The sequence below is a fragment of the Couchioplanes caeruleus genome, assembly GCF_003751945.1.
Lineage (GTDB): Bacteria > Actinomycetota > Actinomycetes > Mycobacteriales > Micromonosporaceae > Actinoplanes > Actinoplanes caeruleus.
Genome location: NZ_RJKL01000001.1, coordinates 7,861,263 through 7,877,268, shown reverse-complemented (window position 1 = coordinate 7,877,268; position 16,006 = coordinate 7,861,263). Strand labels below are relative to the sequence as shown.

The 16,006-nt window shown below is 70.0% G+C and carries 11 protein-coding genes; 1 reads left to right on the top strand and 10 read right to left on the bottom strand.

Going from position 1 to position 16,006, the window contains the following annotated elements:
* Positions 1–53 precede the first annotated feature (53 nt).
* The 3 genes from EDD30_RS35485 to EDD30_RS35475 form a co-directional block, all read right to left on the bottom strand.
* Entirely contained in the window at positions 54–2,135 is a 2,082-nt protein-coding gene (locus EDD30_RS35485; RefSeq protein WP_071804826.1) for a PQQ-dependent sugar dehydrogenase, read from the bottom strand.
* An 11-nt stretch (positions 2,136–2,146) separates the two neighbouring features.
* A complete protein-coding gene (locus EDD30_RS35480) occupies positions 2,147–3,067 on the bottom strand; it encodes a sugar phosphate isomerase/epimerase family protein (RefSeq protein ID WP_071804825.1) in 921 nt (306 codons plus the stop codon).
* Positions 3,068–3,304: 237 nt separating this feature from the next.
* Positions 3,305–5,614, bottom strand: coding sequence for a putative bifunctional diguanylate cyclase/phosphodiesterase (locus EDD30_RS35475; protein ID WP_071804824.1), 2,310 nt, complete (start codon positions 5,612–5,614; stop codon positions 3,305–3,307).
* Positions 5,615–5,924: 310 nt separating this feature from the next.
* Between EDD30_RS35475 and EDD30_RS35470 the strand changes: the two genes are divergently transcribed.
* Positions 5,925–6,560: an HAAS signaling domain-containing protein gene (locus EDD30_RS35470; RefSeq protein ID WP_123678696.1), complete on the top strand. Its 636-nt coding sequence runs from the start codon at positions 5,925–5,927 to the stop codon at positions 6,558–6,560.
* Here the strand turns inward: EDD30_RS35470 and EDD30_RS35465 are convergent.
* From EDD30_RS35465 to EDD30_RS35435, 7 genes are all read right to left on the bottom strand, one after another.
* On the bottom strand, positions 6,554–7,813 hold the full coding sequence (locus EDD30_RS35465) for an ROK family protein (RefSeq protein ID WP_394328295.1): 1,260 nt from the start codon (positions 7,811–7,813) through the stop codon (positions 6,554–6,556). The genes EDD30_RS35470 and EDD30_RS35465 overlap by 7 nt on opposite strands.
* 104 nt (positions 7,814–7,917) lie before the next feature.
* Positions 7,918–9,024, bottom strand: coding sequence for a substrate-binding domain-containing protein (locus EDD30_RS35460; RefSeq protein WP_071807910.1), 1,107 nt, complete (start codon positions 9,022–9,024; stop codon positions 7,918–7,920).
* Positions 9,025–9,082: 58 nt separating this feature from the next.
* Positions 9,083–10,402, bottom strand: a complete 1,320-nt coding sequence (mmsB, locus tag EDD30_RS35455) for a multiple monosaccharide ABC transporter permease (RefSeq protein WP_071807911.1) — start codon at positions 10,400–10,402, stop codon at positions 9,083–9,085.
* Positions 10,399–11,946: a multiple monosaccharide ABC transporter ATP-binding protein gene (mmsA, locus tag EDD30_RS35450; RefSeq protein ID WP_071807920.1), complete on the bottom strand. Its 1,548-nt coding sequence runs from the start codon at positions 11,944–11,946 to the stop codon at positions 10,399–10,401. Before mmsA ends, mmsB begins: the two co-directional genes overlap by 4 nt.
* Positions 11,947–12,548: 602 nt before the next feature.
* Entirely contained in the window at positions 12,549–12,950 is a 402-nt protein-coding gene (locus EDD30_RS35445) for a hypothetical protein (RefSeq protein ID WP_071807912.1), read from the bottom strand.
* Positions 12,951–13,257: 307 nt separating this feature from the next.
* On the bottom strand, positions 13,258–15,432 hold the full coding sequence (locus tag EDD30_RS35440) for an MMPL family transporter (RefSeq protein WP_071807913.1): 2,175 nt from the start codon (positions 15,430–15,432) through the stop codon (positions 13,258–13,260).
* 1 nt (position 15,433) lies between these two features.
* Positions 15,434–15,979 carry a TetR/AcrR family transcriptional regulator gene (locus EDD30_RS35435; protein WP_071807914.1) on the bottom strand — a complete coding sequence of 182 codons (546 nt, stop codon included), beginning with the start codon at positions 15,977–15,979 and terminating at the stop codon, positions 15,434–15,436.
* Positions 15,980–16,006: the final 27 nt, after the last annotated feature.

Genomic DNA, 16,006 nt, shown 5'->3' with positions numbered 1-16,006 from the left:
GACCCGCCGGGCGCTGGCTGCGCCGGACGGGTCCTCCTCGGTCGCCGGCCGGGTCAGTCGTCGGGTGGGAGCAGGACCACCATCGCGGAGCCGCTCTGGGGTGGGGTGCCGGAGTCGGTGTACTCCGCGACGAAGACGGCGCTCAGGTTGCCGGAGCCGGCGTGGCCGCCGTCGATGAAGGTGGTGATCGAGCCGGTGCAGCCGGAGGCCGTCGAGAGCGGGTGGCCGTGCTGGTCGTGCCCCAGGATGTAGGTCACCGTGACTCGTGAGCAGTCGACCGGCTGGTCGTCGACCACCGCCACCTGGAAGGGGACCGTGTCGCCGAACTCGAACGGCTGGCCCTCCGTCGGCGTCACGAAGGTGACCTTCGGCGCCAGCGTGCCGACCGGCAGGATCACCTCGGCCGATGCCCAGCGGCCGGTCGGGTCGGTCACCTTGAGCGTGGGCCGGTAGTTGCCGTTCGCGGTGAAGGTGTGCACCGCGTGAGGCCGGCGGGAGTCGACGATGCCGTCGGCGTCGAAGTCCCAGGCGTAGCGCAGGCTGTCGCCGTCCGGGTCGGCGGTGCCGGCGCTGGAGAAGGTGACCGTGAGCGGCGCCTCGCCGGTGGCCGGAGTCGCCGTGATCCGCGGGACGGGGGTGCGGTTGCCGCGCACGTAGTCGATGCGGGCGAGCTGCGCTTCCGGGTTCTCCGAGAAGTAGCCGTCGCCGTACTCGAGGACGTAGAGCGAGCCGTCCGGACCGAACTCCAGGTCCATCGGGTTGTCGAAGACGATGGACGGCAGGACCGGGGCGATCGCGGTGACCTCGTTGCCGGCGCCGAGGGTGAACTCCTTGACGTAGTCGCGGGTCCACTCGTAGAACAGCGGCTTGCCGTCGTAGTGCTCCGGCCACTTGGTCGCCGAGGTGTTCCCCTCCGCATAGCGGTACGCGGGGCCGCCCATCGGGCCGATGCCGCCGACGCCCAGCTCGGGGAACTCGGCACTGAGCCCGTACCCGTAGATGACCTCGGCCTTCTCCACCGGGGGCAGCAGGCGCCTGCCGGTGTTGTGCGGCGAGTCGTTGACCGGGGCCGCGCAGTCGAACGGTGCGCCGGAGGTGTGAGTGGCGAAGTCGTAGTCGACGTAGGGCAGGTCCGGTGCCGCACAGTAGGGCCAGCCGTAGTTGGCGGGCTTGTCGACGGCCATCCAGCGGCCCTGTCCGGACGGTCCCCGCGCCGGGTTCGGCACCTGGGCGTCCGGCGAGTAGTCGCCCACGTAGATCACGCCGGTGGCCTTGTCGACGGCGAAGCGGAACGGGTTGCGCAGACCCATCGCGTAGATCTCCGGGCGGGTGTACGCCGTACCCGGCTTGAAGAGGTTGCCCTTCGGGATGCGGTAGCCGCCGCTTGCGGTCACCGTGATCCGCAGGATCTTGCCCCGCAGGTCGTTGGTGTTGCCCGCGGAACGCTGCGCGTCGAAGGCCGGGTTGCGGTTCGCCCGCTCGTCCAGGGGCGCGTAGCCGTCGGAGGCGAACGGGTTCGTGTCGTCGCCCGTGGACAGGTAGAGGTTGCCGGCCGCGTCGAAGTCGATCTTCCCGCCGACGTGGCAGCAGATGCCGCGGTCGGCGGGGACGTCGAGGATCTTCTGCTCGGCGCCCAGCGCCAGCGTGGTGCCGTCCAGCTTGAAGCGCGACAGCCGCATCACGCCCTTGAACGGCGCGAAGTCCGCGGCGGTGCCCTCCTCCGGCGCATCGCCCTCGTTGACCGTCGGGGTCGCCGGGTTGTCGGTGGGGGTGTTCAGCCGCGGCGAGTAGTAGACGTAGACCCACTTGTTCACCGCGAAGTCCGGGTCGATCGCGATGCCCTGCACGCCCTCCTCGTCGTGCTGGTAGACCGGGATCGTGGCGGCGAGGACGTTGCGGCCGCTCTTCGGGTCGTTGATGCGGACCTCGCCCTTGCGGGCGGTGTGCAGGACGCGCTTGTCCGGCAGCACGGCGAGGGCGATGGGTTCGCCCGGGAAGTCGTTGAGCGTGACCTTCTGGAACTGCGATTCGGGCGGCGGGGCGGCCGCGGGCGCGGCCGAGACCGCGGTCGTGGGTACGGTCAGCGCGGTCAGGACGAGCGCGAGCGCGGGTACGGCGGCGAACGGACGCTTCATCGACGCTCCTCCTAGAACCGCAGGGTGGCGAGGTAGTCGTAGCCGACTTCCGCGGTGACCAAGGCGTCCGCGGGCGTGCGCGGCGGGCTGCCGGCGTCGTCGCGTTCCACGATGTACTCGGCCAGGCCGGCTTCCCGGGAGTGCTCGAAGATCCGGGCGAAGTCGATGAGCCCGGCGCCCGGGTCGGCGAAGCCGCCCGTGTGCGCCAGGTCCTTGACGTGCACCTGGCGGATCCGGCCCCGGTTCTCGGCGATCAGGTCGACCGGGTCGTGGGCGCCCCGGAAGGCCCAGAAGAGATCCACCTCGAGATGGACCAGCTCCGGGTCCGTCTCCCGGGTCAGGATGTCGAACCCGGTGGTGGTGCCGCCGTCCTGGCGGGCGAACTCGTTCTGGTGGTTGTGGTAGCCGAAGCTGAGGCCGTACTCGCGGGCGAGCGCGCCGGCCTCGTCGAGGTCGCGGGCGAAGGCCCGGTAGACGGCGCCGTCGCGGATCGGCGAGCCGTCGGGACGCGCACCGAAGTACGGATGGACGATGTACCTGTTGCCGATGACGAGCGCGTCCTCCAGCGTCTTCTTCCAGGCGGCCGGGTCGAACGGCTGGGGTATGCCGGCGTGCCCGGAGGTCGCGCGCAGGCCGGCGCGGTCCAGGGCGGCCCGGAACTCGGCCGCCGTGCGCCCCACGAAGCCGGCGTGCTCGACCCGGGTGTAGCCGATCGCGGCGAGGGCGGCGAGCGTGCCGTCCAGGTCGATGGCGAGCAGGTTGCGCAGCGTGTAGAGCTGGATGCTGATCCGCTCGAGCGGGATCCGGGACGGACGCGGGCCGGCGCCGGCCTCGGCGGGCGTGGCGACGAACGCACTGGTGCCGAGGGCGGCCGCGCCCGCGGCGGCGGCGCACAGTATCCGGCGGCGACTGACGGTGGACTCGTTCTGCATCGCTTGCACTGCCTCCCGGTCGATGGTGCTCCGACGGTCGTGGGCATGCGGAAACGGCCGATCCGGCGGTGGCGGCGGACCGTGTGCCACGACGGAACAGAGGGTGTTGCATCGAGATTCTTCGAAGACTGATGTAACCACAGGTTTCGACGCTGCGACGGAAAGAATCTTCGGAATATGCAAAAGTTTTGATGGAAGGACGCGTAAGTCCGCGCCAACCGGGGCATTCCGGCGGGGTCAGCCCGCGGCCGTGACCGCCCGGCGCTGCTCGGTGAGCAGGTCCGTCATCTTCCCGGCCGACATCGGCATCGCCAGGTGGTATCCCTGGCCGTAGACGTACCCCAGGGCGCGCAACTGCTCCGCCTGGGCCTCGTTCTCGATACCCTCGGCGACCGCCTCCAGGCCCAGGGCCCCGGCGAGCTGGATCACCGCGCGGGCGACCGCCTGACGCGCGTCCCGGCGAGCCGGGTCCACCTCGTCGAACTCGAGGCCGTCCACGAACGACTTGTCGAGCTTCACGATCGCCGCCGGAAACGCCCGCAGCAGGCTCAGCGACGACTCACCCGTGCCGAAGTCGTCGAGCGCCAGCCGTACGCCGGCGCCGTCCAGGTCGTGCAGCGCCCGGGACACCTGGTTGCCGCGCAGCACGGCCGACTCGGTGAGCTCCAGCACCAGGTGGTCCGGGGTCAGGCCGGTGTCGCCCAGCGCGTCGCGGACGTCCCCGACGAAGCCCGGGTCGTGGAGCTGGCGGGCCGACACGTTGACGGCCACGTGCCGCGGCGCGTCCGGGCCGAACTCGGCTAGCCACGCCGCCGTCTGGCGGCAGGCCTCGCGCAGCACGTAGCGGCCCAGCTCCATGATCAGCCCGGTCCGCTCGGCGGCCGGCACGAACTCGCCCGGCGACACGAGGCCGCGCTCCGGGTGGTTCCAGCGCACCAGCGCCTCGGTGCCCACGAGCTTGTTCGTGCCCAGGTCCATGATCGGCTGGTAGAACACCTCGAACTCGCGGTTCTCCAGCGCCCGGCGCAGCTCGCCGCCGAGCCGCATGTGCGCCGTGACGGGCTGCGCCATGCCGGACACGAAGCGCACGTACGCCGCCTTGCCGCGCTGCTTGGCGGCGTACATGGCGACGTCCGCCTCGCGCAGCAGGCTGTCCACGGAGGCGCCGGGCTCGGCCGTGGCGATGCCGACGCTGGCCTGCACGAGCAGCCGGTGCTCGCTGATCGGCTCGGTCAGCGCATCCAGGACCCGCTGGGCCACCGTCTCGCCCAGCGTCGTACCGCCGACCAGCAGCACGGCGAACTCATCGCCGCCGATGCGCACCGGCAGTCCGTCCGCGCCGGCCTGCTCGCGCAGCATCGCGGCCAGCGACACCAGCAGGTGGTCGCCGACATCGTGGCCGAGCGAGTCATTGACGGTCTTGAAGTCGTCGAGGTCGACCAGGAGCACGGTGACGCTCTCCCCGCGGGCGAGCGCGTCCTGCATCCGGCCCCGGAACATGGCGCGGTTGGCCAGGCCGGTCAGCCCGTCGTGGCTGACCTCGTGCTGCAGCCGCTCCTCGTGGGCGCGGATGTTGCGCAGCAGCACGGCGTTGTCGCGAAACGCCAGGAACTGGCGGACGATCACGAGCACGCTGACCACGACCGCCGCGCCGAGGGCGATCCGCCCGGGCCAGCGCAGCTCACCCACCGCGATCGCGACCACCGGCAGGTCCACCGCGGCGACCGCCAGGTACGGCAGCAACTGCGAGGAGCGCCGCGAGGTGCGGCGGTGACCGATCGTGGCGTTCCACTGCGCGCGTACCGCCAGCACCAACAGCATCGGCCCCAGCGGCAGCACGAGGGCCTGCGAGGGCGGACCGCCGTCGCCGCCGTACGTGGTGGCGAGCACGGCCACCCCGGCCGCGGTGAGACCGATGGCCGCGACCAGGCGCAGCGCCGCACGGTCGACCGGCCCGTCGCTGAGGTACGCCACCTTCGTCATGCCGGCGACCGACAGCAGGAACGCGAGCCCGATGAGGCCCAGCGTGTGGGTGCTCCACCGCTCGGTCGCGGTGATCATCGGCGCGAGGCCGAACTGCCAGAGCGGGGTCGCGCAGCCGAGGAAGGCGATCGTCCGGTCGAGGTTCATCCGCCGCCGCTCGGCCCGGCCCGCGGTGTCCACCGGCACCCGGCCGACGGCCCACATCGCCGAGGCGAACCCGAGCGCCACACACGCCGCGGAGAGCAGCGACATGTCCGGCGGATTGTCGCCCTCCGAGTACAGAAACGCGTTGACGGCCATGAGCAGGTAGCCGACGGTCATGAAGCTGGCGCCGATCAGCAGCATCCGGCAGAACCGGCGGGCGTGCACATCTCCCCGCACCACCCGCCACAGCCGGCACAGCGCGACGATCGAGACCGCCCCGCCGAGCGGCACCCCGAGATAGCCGATGGCGACCGACCCGGCCCCGGAGGTGCGCCAGACCGCGAACCAGACCCAGCAAGAGAGCACGAGACCGGCGACGATCCACACATAGCGCAGGGGTGCGCGCCCGTCCTCGGCCATGCCGGGTTCGATCGGCTACCCGGCCCGACGCGTTAGGAAAACGCCGCCCACGCTAGCCCCGACCGGCCAGCGCCCCGGTATCCGGCGTGAAAGCGAAGGGAGCGCCGGACACCAGCGCCCTGCAGGGCGATGCTCACGGCTACCTCCTCTCGCATGAGTCTCCACGACTTACCGGTGACGGGCCCCCGGGTCTGGGTCGGCCGAAAGGCAGAGGGCGGTCGCGCAAGGCCCGTCCCCGGCCAGATGTGCCACCGGTACGGCTTTCGCGATGCTGTCCGGGCCGTGCCGGCCGAGCTCTCAGGGGGAAACGATGACGTCCGGGCCGTACTCTGACGACACCGCGCCGCTGGCGCACAGCGACGTGCTGGTCCTCGACTACCTGGCGGCGCTCTGGGCCGCCGGGGACGATCTCGATCCCGATCTGCGCGACGAGCTGATGACGACCGTGGCCGACTACATCGCGATGCGCCGGGCCGCCGGGGGCGAGCCCGCCGACGACCCCTCATTGATCCTGCGGCGGCTCGGGGCGCCGGAGGCGCTGGCCGCCGCGGCCCGGCGCGGGCGGATGCCGGCCCATCTGCGGCGGCCCGCCCCCCTGCCGGCCGTGTCCGTGCCGGCGCCGGCGGCCTCGTCCGGCGGCGAGTACGCGGGACTGGCCCTGCTGGCGGCCGGGAGCGTGGTGATGCCGGTGGTCGCGCCGCTGGCCGGGATGCTGCTGATCTCCGGTTCGCCGCGCTGGAGCGCCGCGCAGAAGACGGCGGCGTGGGTGCTGGCCACCGGGCCGGCGCTGCTGGGGTTCGCCCTGGTCGTGATGGCGGCGATGTTCGGCGGCGGCCCGGAGGCGCTGATCATCGCCTACCTGATGACCATCGGCGGGGCGTTCGTGGCCGTCCTGTCCCTGCTGCCCGGTCTCACCGCCCGCCGCACGTACCCCCGCGGTCACTGAGGCGAGGGGGCGCTGAGGGGGTCGGCCAGGAGCGCGTCGAAGGCCAGTTCCGCCGCGCCGATCAGGGGTGCGTCCGCCCCGAGCGAGCTCGCGCGCAACTGGAGGTGCTCGCGGGAGGCCGGTAGTGCCATCGAGTCGAGGCGGCTGCGGACGGTGCCGGCGCCCGCGGCGTAGATCTCGCGCAGGGTGCCGCCGAAGACCACGAGGTCGGGGTTGAAGACGTTGACCAGGTTGGCGACGCCGAAGCCCAGCCAGTCCGCGACCCCGTGCAGGGCGTCGCGGGCGACGGCGTCGCCGAGGGCGGCGGCGCGGAGGACGGCGAGGGGGCTGGCGCCCGGTGCCGCCCCGGCGCGCCGCAGCAGAGCGTCCGTGCCGGCCTCGGTCTCCCAGCAGCCGCGGGATCCGCAGCCGCAGCGCCGGCCGGCCGGGTCGACCACCATGTGACCGACCTTGCCGCTGCGGCCTCCGTGCCCGACGACCAGGCTGCCGCCGGTGACCATGCCGGCGCTCAGGCCCCGGTCGCCGTGCAGGTAGAGGAGGTCATCGACGCCGGTCGCGACGCCGCGGGTGTGTTCGGCCAGCGCGGCGATGTCGGCGAGGTCGCCCGCCACAAGGCCCGGACGCCCGGGTCCGGCGCCGAGGGCGGCGTCGAGGGCGGCCACGAGGGTGTCGTCCGCGCCGGCCACGCGGACCGTCCCGTCGGCGTCGCGGACGGTGTCGGCGACCGCGACGGCACCGCCGGCATAGCGGGCATCGTCTCCCCGCTCCATCCCCCGGACCAGCTCGGCGAGCGGGGCGACGGCGTCGAGCGGGGACGAGCCACACGGGCGCGGCGTCTCGCGCAGGTCGAGGATGCGGCCGCCGAGGCCGATGCGGGCGGCGCGCAGGCGCTTCGGCTCGATGCTCAGCGCGGTGGCGTAGACCCGTTCCGAGCAGGGGCTCACCACGAGCGAGGGCCGGCCCGCGCGCCGTGCGGTGGCCGGCACGTCCTCGGTGGCCGGGACGTCCTCGGTGACCAGGCCGGCGGCGGCGAGGTCCGCGGCCAGCGCCCCGATGGTGCTGCGATTGAGCCCGAGCCGGCCGGTCAGCTCGGCGCGGGAGGTGGGCCCGTGCAGGTGGACGTAGCGCAGGACGGCGCCGAGGTTCTGGCGGCGGATCTCCTCCTGCCCGGCGGCGGGCGCCGGCGGCTGTGGCTCGGGGGCGGGGGTGTCGGGGCCGGCTCGGCGCAGCGCACGCCGCAGCGGTATGGCCACGAGGAGCTCCTCAGGAAGCGGACGAGGTGGGAGGGACACGGCAAAGGGTCCCCGGAGACGGACTCCGGGGACCCCAAGGGCCGTCACGTGGTGCCTGGGCGAACCTACGGCTTGGTGAGCGGCGCGAGCTTCGGGTCGTTCGCGTACGCCTCGGCCGCGTTGTCCTTCGTCACGGCGACCGGCGGAAGCAGGTACGTCGGGACGATCTTGGTGCCGTTGTTGTACGACTTGGTGTCGTTGATCTGCGGCTCGCTGCCGGCCTGGAGGGCCTTGACCATGTTGATGGTCTCCTTCACCAGGTTCCGGGTGTCCTTGTTGATCGTCATGTACTGCTCGCCCTTCATGATCGACTTGATCGACTCCACCTCGGAGTCCTGACCAGTGACCACGGGGACGGTCTTGCCGGCGCTCTTGATCGACTGAATGATCGCGCGGGCCAAGGTGTCGTTGGGCGACAGGACGCCGTCGAGCTCCTTGCTGCCGTAGGTCGAGGTCAGCAGCTGGTCCATGCGGGCCTGCGCACCCTCGGGCTTCCAGCCCTGGATGGCGGTCTGCTTGATGTCGGTCTGCTTCGAGCCGACCACGACGTTGCCCTTGTCGATCTCCGGCTTGAGCACGTCCATGGCGCCGTTGAAGAACACGCCGGCGTTGTTGTCGTCCGGCGAGCCCGAGAACAGCTCGATGGTGTACGGGCCCTTCGGCTTCTTCTTCTTCATACCGTCCAGCAGGGCCTGGCCCTGGAGCTGGCCCACCTTGAAGTTGTCGAACGCGACGTAGTAGTCGAGGTCCGGCGTGTTCAGGATCAGGCGGTCGTAGGCGATGACCTTCACGCCCGCCTTCTTCGCGGCGGCGACCTGGGTCGACAGCTGCGCGCCGTCGGTCGCGCCGATGACGATGACCTTGGCGCCCTTGGTGGCCATGGCGGTGATCTGGGCCTGCTGGTCGGCGACCGTGGTGGAGGCGCCGGCGTACTGCACGTCGGGGTTGAAGCCGGCCTCCTTCAGGCCGTTGGTGAACAGATCACCGGCGAGGACCCAGTTCTCCGAGGTCCTCGCGGGCAGCGCGACACCGATCACGGAGTTCGCCGCGAAGCCCTTCGCCGTGGTGCCGCTGCCGTTGCCGCCGTCACCTTCGCGGCCGGAGCCGCAGGCCGTGAGGGCCAGCATCGCGACGGCGCCGACGGCCACCGACTTGCCGAGGAAATTGCGCATGGGAGGTGTTGCCCTTCTTCTCATGGGTGCTGCGGAGTGAGAGGGGGTCGGTGGGCCGTCAGCCGGCCACCGTCGTCTTGGCGGGACTGCCCGCTTCCGACGATGAAGCCGGTGCGGCGGGTGCCTCCCGGCGGAACGGGCGAGTGATGCTGCCGATGATCGAGAAGCGGCCCTGGCTCTTGTTGTAGACGTCCAGGGCGACGGCGAGCAGCAGGACCAGGCCCTTGATGATCTGGACCCGGTCGGTGCCGACGCCGAGCAGTTGCAGGCCGTTGTTGAGCACGGCCATGACCAGACCTCCGACGATGGAGCCGGAGATCGTACCGATGCCGCCGGAAACCGCCGCGCCGCCGATGAAGACGGCCGCGATGGCGTCGAGCTCCCAGTTGAGACCGTCCTGCGGACCCGAGGCGGCGGAGCGGGCCACGAAGATCATGCCGGCCAGCGCGGCCAGGATGGACATGTTCATCATGACGAAGAAGTTGACCCGCTTGAGCTTCACGCCGGAGAGCTCGGCGGCGCGGGCGTTGCCGCCGACCGCGTAGATGTGCCGGCCGCCCGCGGTGTTGCGGGTGTAAAAACTGTACGCGATCACCAGCACCACGAGGATCAGGCCGGAGATCGGGAAGCTGGTGCCGACCCGGCCACCCGCGAAGCGCAGCGTCACGAAGATCAGGACGCCGACCATGATGGCCATCCGGATGCCCGAGACCCACAGCGGCGTCGGCTCCGCGTTCATCTCCTTGCGCGTACGCCGGCCCTGCATCTCCCGCCAGACCACGGCGACGCAGGCGGCGAGCCCGAGCAGCAACGTGAGGTTGTTGTAGCCGGTGTTCGGGCCGATCTCCGGCAGGAAGCCGCCGCCCATGACCTGGAAACCCTCGGGCACCGGCACCGCCGCGCTGCCGACGTACTGGTTGGCGCCACGGAAGAGCAGCATGCCGGCCAGCGTGACGATGAACGCCGGGACACCGAAGTACGCCACCCAGAAGCCGTGCCACGCGCCGATGAGCACGCCGATCCCGAGGCCGAACAGGATCGCCACCGGCCAGGGCAGCGACCAGTCCGTCATGGACTTCGCGACCAGGATGCCGACGAAGGCGGCGACCGAGCCGACCGACAGGTCGATGTGCCCGGCCACGATCACCATCAGCATGCCGACGGCCAGGATCAGGATGTAGGAGTTCTGCTGGAACAGCGCGATCAGGTTGTCCGACCGCAGGGTCAGCCCGTCACCGAAGCCGACTCCAAGGTTACGCGCGGTGAGGAACTGGAACAGCAGGATGATCGCCAGCAGCGTGAAGATCATCCCGAACTGGCGGGCGTTGGAGGTCGTGCCTCCGAACAGGTTCTTCTGAAGGTCCTTGAATCGGCTCATCGGGTCTGCATCTTCTTCGTCGAGGTCATCTGCTTCATGAGGGTCTCCGGATCCGCATCCGCACGGGCGATCTCGCCCGTGATCTGGCCTTCGAACACGGTGTAGATGCGGTCGCAGAGCCCGATCAGCTCGGGCAGCTCCGAGGAGATGACGATGACGCCCTTACCCTGGTCGGCGAGCCGCTGGATGATGCCGTAGATCTCGTACTTCGCACCCACGTCGATGCCCCGGGTGGGCTCGTCGAGGATCAGCAGGTCCGGGTCGGTGAACATCCACTTCGCCAGGACGACCTTCTGCTGGTTGCCGCCGGAGAGCTTGGAGACGCCCTCGTCGACGGTGGGTGCCTTGGTGCGCAGGTCCTTGCGGTACGCCTCCGCGGCCCGGTACTCGGCCACCTCGTCGAGCACGCCCCGCTTACTGATCTTGGAGAGCTTGGCGGAGACCGTCGACGTCTTGATGTCGTCGAGCAGGTTGAGGCCGATCGCCTTGCGGTCCTCGCTCACGTACGCCAGTCCGTGGTGGATCGCGTCCGCCACCGACTTGAGGTGGATCTCCTTGCCGTCCTTGACGATCCGGCCGCCGAGGTAAACCCCGTAGGAGCGGCCGAAGATGCTCATCGCCAGCTCGGTGCGCCCGGCGCCCATGAGACCGGCGAAGCCGACGATCTCGCCGCGGCGCACGTGGAAGCTCGAGCCCTTGCAGACGAGCCGCTCAGCGGAGATCGGGTGCCGCACGGTCCAGTCGCTGACCTCGAAGAATGTCTCCCCGATCGACGGCGTGTGGTCCGGGAAGCGGCTGCCGAGCTCGCGACCGACCATGCCGCGCACGATCCGGTCCTCGTCGACTCCGTCCCGCTTGATGTTGAGCGTCTCGACCGTCCGGCCGTCGCGCAGGATGGTGATCTCGTCGGCGATCGCCTCGATCTCGTTGAGCTTGTGCGAGATCATGATCGAGGTGACGCCGCGCTCGCGGAACCCGCGCAGCAGGTCCAGCAGGTGCTGCGAGTCGTGCTCGTTGAGCGCCGCCGTGGGCTCGTCGAGGATGAGCAGCTTGACGTCCTTGGCGAACGCCTTGGCGATCTCCACGAGCTGCTGCTTGCCGACGCCGATGTCCTTGATCAGGGTGTCCGGGTCCTCGTCGAGGCCGACCCGGGCCATCAGCTCGAGCGCCCGCCGCTGGGCGCCCTTCCAGTCGATCGCCCCGCGCTTGCGCGGCTCGTTGCCGAGGAAGATGTTCTCGGTGATCGACATGTCCGGGATGAGCGCGAGCTCCTGATGGATGATCACGATGCCGGCGCGCTCGCTCTGCCGGATGTCCGAGAACCGTGCCTCGGCACCGTGGTAAACGATGTCACCCGAGTACGCGCCGTACGGGTAGACGCCGCTGAGCACCTTCATGAGCGTCGACTTGCCGGCGCCGTTCTCGCCGCAGATGGCGTGGATCTCGCCGGCCCGGACCACCAGGTTGACGTCGGAGAGCGCCTTGACGCCGGGGAACTCCTTGGTGATGGAACGCATCTCCAGGAGGATGGGGGCGGTAGTCATCGCACGCACCACCTCACGATCGTCATGGATGCCTCCGAAGGGGAGTCGGGGTCGTTCCGATGTTTTGTTGCCGACGGCAACCTATTCCCCGGTGTGACGGCTCCGCAAGCGGCGAGATCCACGCTCAGGTAACAATCCGGCAATGAAAAGGGCGGGTTGCCGCCGTGGCAACCCGCTCTCGTTCGGTACAAACCGCCATCCAACGGCAACGGGCGCCCGGTCGGATGCCTGGTCAAGGGTCTTTCGGAGCTTTTCTCCCGCGATGTCGACGTTCGACAGCAACCGGTTCAGCCAACCCGCCAGCCACCACGCAGAGCGACCAAGCAGGGGATGACCGCGGCACGATCGTCAACCCGTCGACGAACGCGTCGACCGCCAGCGCGAAGCCCCGCCCGCGCGCCAGGACGGACATGTTCATCAGACGAAGAAGTCGGGCGGTCGCCCGCCGTGGGGACCTGTGGCCGCCCGGCCGGACGACCGCCCGACTTCGGAAGAATGAATCATCTACAGCGAAACCCGTGGAACGGTGCCTTAACGCAATGGCGAGACCTAGCCACTCGCTACGTCAAGCGCGGACCTGTTCGGGTGGCTCGGGATGGCCGTCAGGCGAGACATTTCGGGAGTCCGTAGACGGAGCCCCCGAGGCTAACCCACGCGAACTTGTCCGTCCCCCTCGACTTCACAAGCAAGAAGGTGGACCTCCCGGTACCCCAGATGGAGATCAGGCATCCGATGAAGTCCTTCTTCACCTTCATGGCATGTTTGCCATCGCCAGCGAGGCGAGTATTGTCGACCTGACGCCCATTGATGTACTTCTTCAGGTACGACCCTTTGCAGTTGCTCAGCTTTTCGCCGCTCTTCATGACGTAGTCGGAACCATTCTGCAAAACGCAGATGTAGTAGTACTTCCCGGCAGGCTCGGCATGTGCCGCTACGGGAGCTGCCAGCGTCATTGTGCAGGCTGCGATCAGCGCCGCGGCGAATCTCATCAGAGTGGTCTTCAAGAGAGAGCTCCTTCTAGGCTGTCGGCCCCGCATTGTGGAAGCACCACTGATGCAGCGCAGGTTTCCGCGGCGGCCGGCCGGTACGTTAACCGACGTACCGGCCAGTAATCAAACTTGCCCATTTAGAAAATCGGCAAGATCACCTATAGCTCAGCGAAAATGCACGCAGGGTCAGTAGCGCTGAGGACATCGATTACAAATATGTTTCTCATCGCTACAGACGGTAGAGCGATGGAACGCATATCGGGGAGGCAATGAAAAGAGCGGGCTGCCGGTCCGGCAACCCGCTCTCCTACGGTGATTCACGTCACCCGACGGTGACCGGCACCCGGTCGGATGCCTGGTCAAGCTCCTTTCGGAGTTTTTCTCCCTCGATGTCGACATTCGGCAGCAGCCGGTTCAGCCAACCCGGCAACCACCACGCTGAGCGACCGAGTAGTGAGATGACCGCGGGCACGATCGTCATCCGCACGACGAACGCGTCGATCGCGACACCCACCGCCAACGCGAAGCCCATGGACTTGATGACCGGGTCGTCCAGCAGCACGAAGCCGGCGAAGACCGAGATCATGATGAGCGCGGCGGCGGTCACCACCCGGGCGCCGTGGCCCATGCCGCTGATCGTCGCCTCCTGCGGGGTCTCGCCGTGCACGAAGTCCTCGCGCATCCGAGACACCAGGAAGACCTCGTAGTCCATCGCCAGGCCGAAGAGGATGCCGATGAGCAGGATCGGCAGGAAGCTGATCAGCGGGCCGGGCACCGAGAGACCGACCAGGTCCGCGAGGTGGCCCTCCTGGAACACCCAGACGGTGATGCCGAAGGTCGCACCCACGGTGAGCAGGAAGCCGAGCGCGGCCTTGAGCGGCACGAGGATCGAGCGGAACACCAGCATCAGCAGCAGGACCGACAGGCCGACGACGAGCAGGAGGTAGACCGGCAGGGCGTCGGAAAGCTTCTCCGACACGTCGATGCCGACCGCGGTCTGCCCGGTGAGCGAGACGTCCGCCCCGCCGAGCCCGCGGGTGCGGTCGCGGACCTCGTGCACCAGCGTCTCGGTGGCCTCCTCGGTCGGCCCGGTGGTCGGGATGATCGCCAGCAGGGCGGTGCGCTGGTCCCGGCTGAGATTGGGCGGGGTGACGGCCAGCAGGTTCGGCGTACCCTGCAGCGCCTGGTTGACAGCGCCGACCGCGGCCTTCGTCTGCTCCGGGGAGTCGCTCGAGACCACGAGCGCGAGCCGGCCGTTGAAGCCCTTGCCGAAGCCCTCGGTGATCAGGTCGGAGGCCTCGCGAGGGGCCGTGCCCTCGGGGCTCGCGCTCGCGTCCGGCAGTGCGACCCGCATGTCGGCGGCGGGCAGCGCCAGCGCGCCCAGGCCGAGGATGCCGACCACGATCACGGGTACGCGCAGCTTCGTCACCAGGCGCGCCCAGCGGAAGCCGAAGCCCTCCTTGGCGGCACCGGCGTCGGAAGCACCGCGCAGCCGCCGGGGTAGCACCCGGGCACCGGCGAAGCCGAGCAGCGCGGGCAGCAGCGTGATGGCCACGAGAACCGCCACCGCGACCGTGCCGGCGGCGGCCAGGCCCATGACGGTCAGGAACGGGATGTTGACCACGGCGAGGCCGGCCAGCGCGATGATCACGGTGATGCCGGCGAAGACCACGGCGGAGCCGGCGGTGCCCACCGCCCGGCCCACGGCCTCCTCCGGCTCCATGCCCTCGGTCAGGTGCTGGCGGTGCCGGGAGGTGATGAAGAGCGAGTAGTCGATCCCGACGGCCAGGCCCAGCATGAGCGCGAGGACCGGCGCGGTGCTGGTCAGCGAGACGACGTCGCTCAGTGCGTACAGTCCGGCCATGCCGGCGCCGACGCCGATGAGCGCGTTGAGCATGGTCATTCCCGCCGCGACCAGCGAGCCGAACGTGACCACCAGGACGATCAGAGCGATGACCACGCCGATGGCCTCGGTGCCGCCGACCTCCGGCTCGGTGTTCATCACCTCCCCGCCGTGTTCCACCCGCAGGCCCGCGGCCTCGGCGGCGGCGCCGCTGTGCTCGTACGCGTCGCGCTGCTCGGCGGTGACGCCGTCGGCCCGCTCGGCGAACTGGACCTGGACGAGCGCGTGGCGGCCGTCCTGCGACAGCGCCTTCACCTGGTACGGGTCCATGGCCCCGAGCACGCCCGGCAGCGTGGACGCCTCCTTGACCAGGCCCTGCACCGCCTGCTGGAGCTGCGGTTCCGTCAGTGCGCGGCCCTGCGGAGCGGCCACCACGATGGTCCCGGTGGCGCCGCTGGCCTCCGGGAACTCCTCCCGCAGGGCGTCGATCGCGCGCTGGGACTCGGTGCCCGGCATGGTGAAGTCGCTCGCGGTCGGGCCCTTGAAGGCCAGCGCCGCGCCGCCGAGGGCGGCCAGCAGCACGAGCCAGACGACGACCACCAGTCCGCGGCGGCGGAACGAGAACCGGCCGAGCCGGTACAGCAGGGTTGCCATGTCAGTCCTTCTCGTGAGGGTGGATCAGGGCACGCCGGGCCACGCCCAGGAGGGCGGCCCGCAGCTCGGTGGGGTCCTTGTCCTCGTCGATGACGACGGTGACGATTCCGGAAAGGACCACTTTCGCGGCGACGCAGGCGCTCGCGTCATCGGACCGCCCGGCGAGCGCGGCGCAGAGCGCGTCGGTGAGCGGGAGCAGGTCGGCGAACGCCGGTTCCTGCAGGAACTGCGGAATGCCGCCGTAGATGAGCGCGGCCTCGCGCCGGTAGCGCAGGACGAGGTCGACGAAGCCGTCGATGGCGGCGGCCTGGGCGGCGGCGGCGTCGAGCGGCTCCAGCCGCGCGACCAGCTCGCCGAGCTCGCGCGCGGCGGCCTCGACAAGCTGGGCGAGGATCGCGTCCTTGCTGGCGAAGTGGTAGAGCAGCGTCGCCTTGGAGCATCCCACCCCGGCGGCGATGTCCTGCAGGGAGGTGCCCTTGTACCCGAAATGGGCGAACCGCTCGGCGGCGACGCGGAGAATCTCATCGCGGGTACTGACGCGAACCATGATCCCAGCATGCCTGACCGATCGGTC

What these genes read in the sequence shown, in the direction of transcription:
- mmsA (WP_071807920.1), bottom strand. Translation starts at nt 11,946, where the DNA reads ATGACTACCGCCCCCATCCTCCTGGAGATGCGTTCCATCACCAAGGAG.
- EDD30_RS35460 (WP_071807910.1), bottom strand. Translation starts at nt 9,024, where the DNA reads ATGCGCAATTTCCTCGGCAAGTCGGTGGCCGTCGGCGCCGTCGCGATG.
- EDD30_RS35435 (WP_071807914.1), bottom strand. Translation starts at nt 15,979, where the DNA reads ATGGTTCGCGTCAGTACCCGCGATGAGATTCTCCGCGTCGCCGCCGAG.
- EDD30_RS35480 (WP_071804825.1), bottom strand. Translation starts at nt 3,067, where the DNA reads ATGCAGAACGAGTCCACCGTCAGTCGCCGCCGGATACTGTGCGCCGCC.
- EDD30_RS35440 (WP_071807913.1), bottom strand. Translation starts at nt 15,432, where the DNA reads ATGGCAACCCTGCTGTACCGGCTCGGCCGGTTCTCGTTCCGCCGCCGC.
- EDD30_RS35485 (WP_071804826.1), bottom strand. Translation starts at nt 2,135, where the DNA reads ATGAAGCGTCCGTTCGCCGCCGTACCCGCGCTCGCGCTCGTCCTGACC.
- mmsB (WP_071807911.1), bottom strand. Translation starts at nt 10,402, where the DNA reads ATGAGCCGATTCAAGGACCTTCAGAAGAACCTGTTCGGAGGCACGACC.
- EDD30_RS35475 (WP_071804824.1), bottom strand. Translation starts at nt 5,614, where the DNA reads ATGGCCGAGGACGGGCGCGCACCCCTGCGCTATGTGTGGATCGTCGCC.
- EDD30_RS35470 (WP_123678696.1), top strand. Translation starts at nt 5,925, where the DNA reads ATGACGTCCGGGCCGTACTCTGACGACACCGCGCCGCTGGCGCACAGC.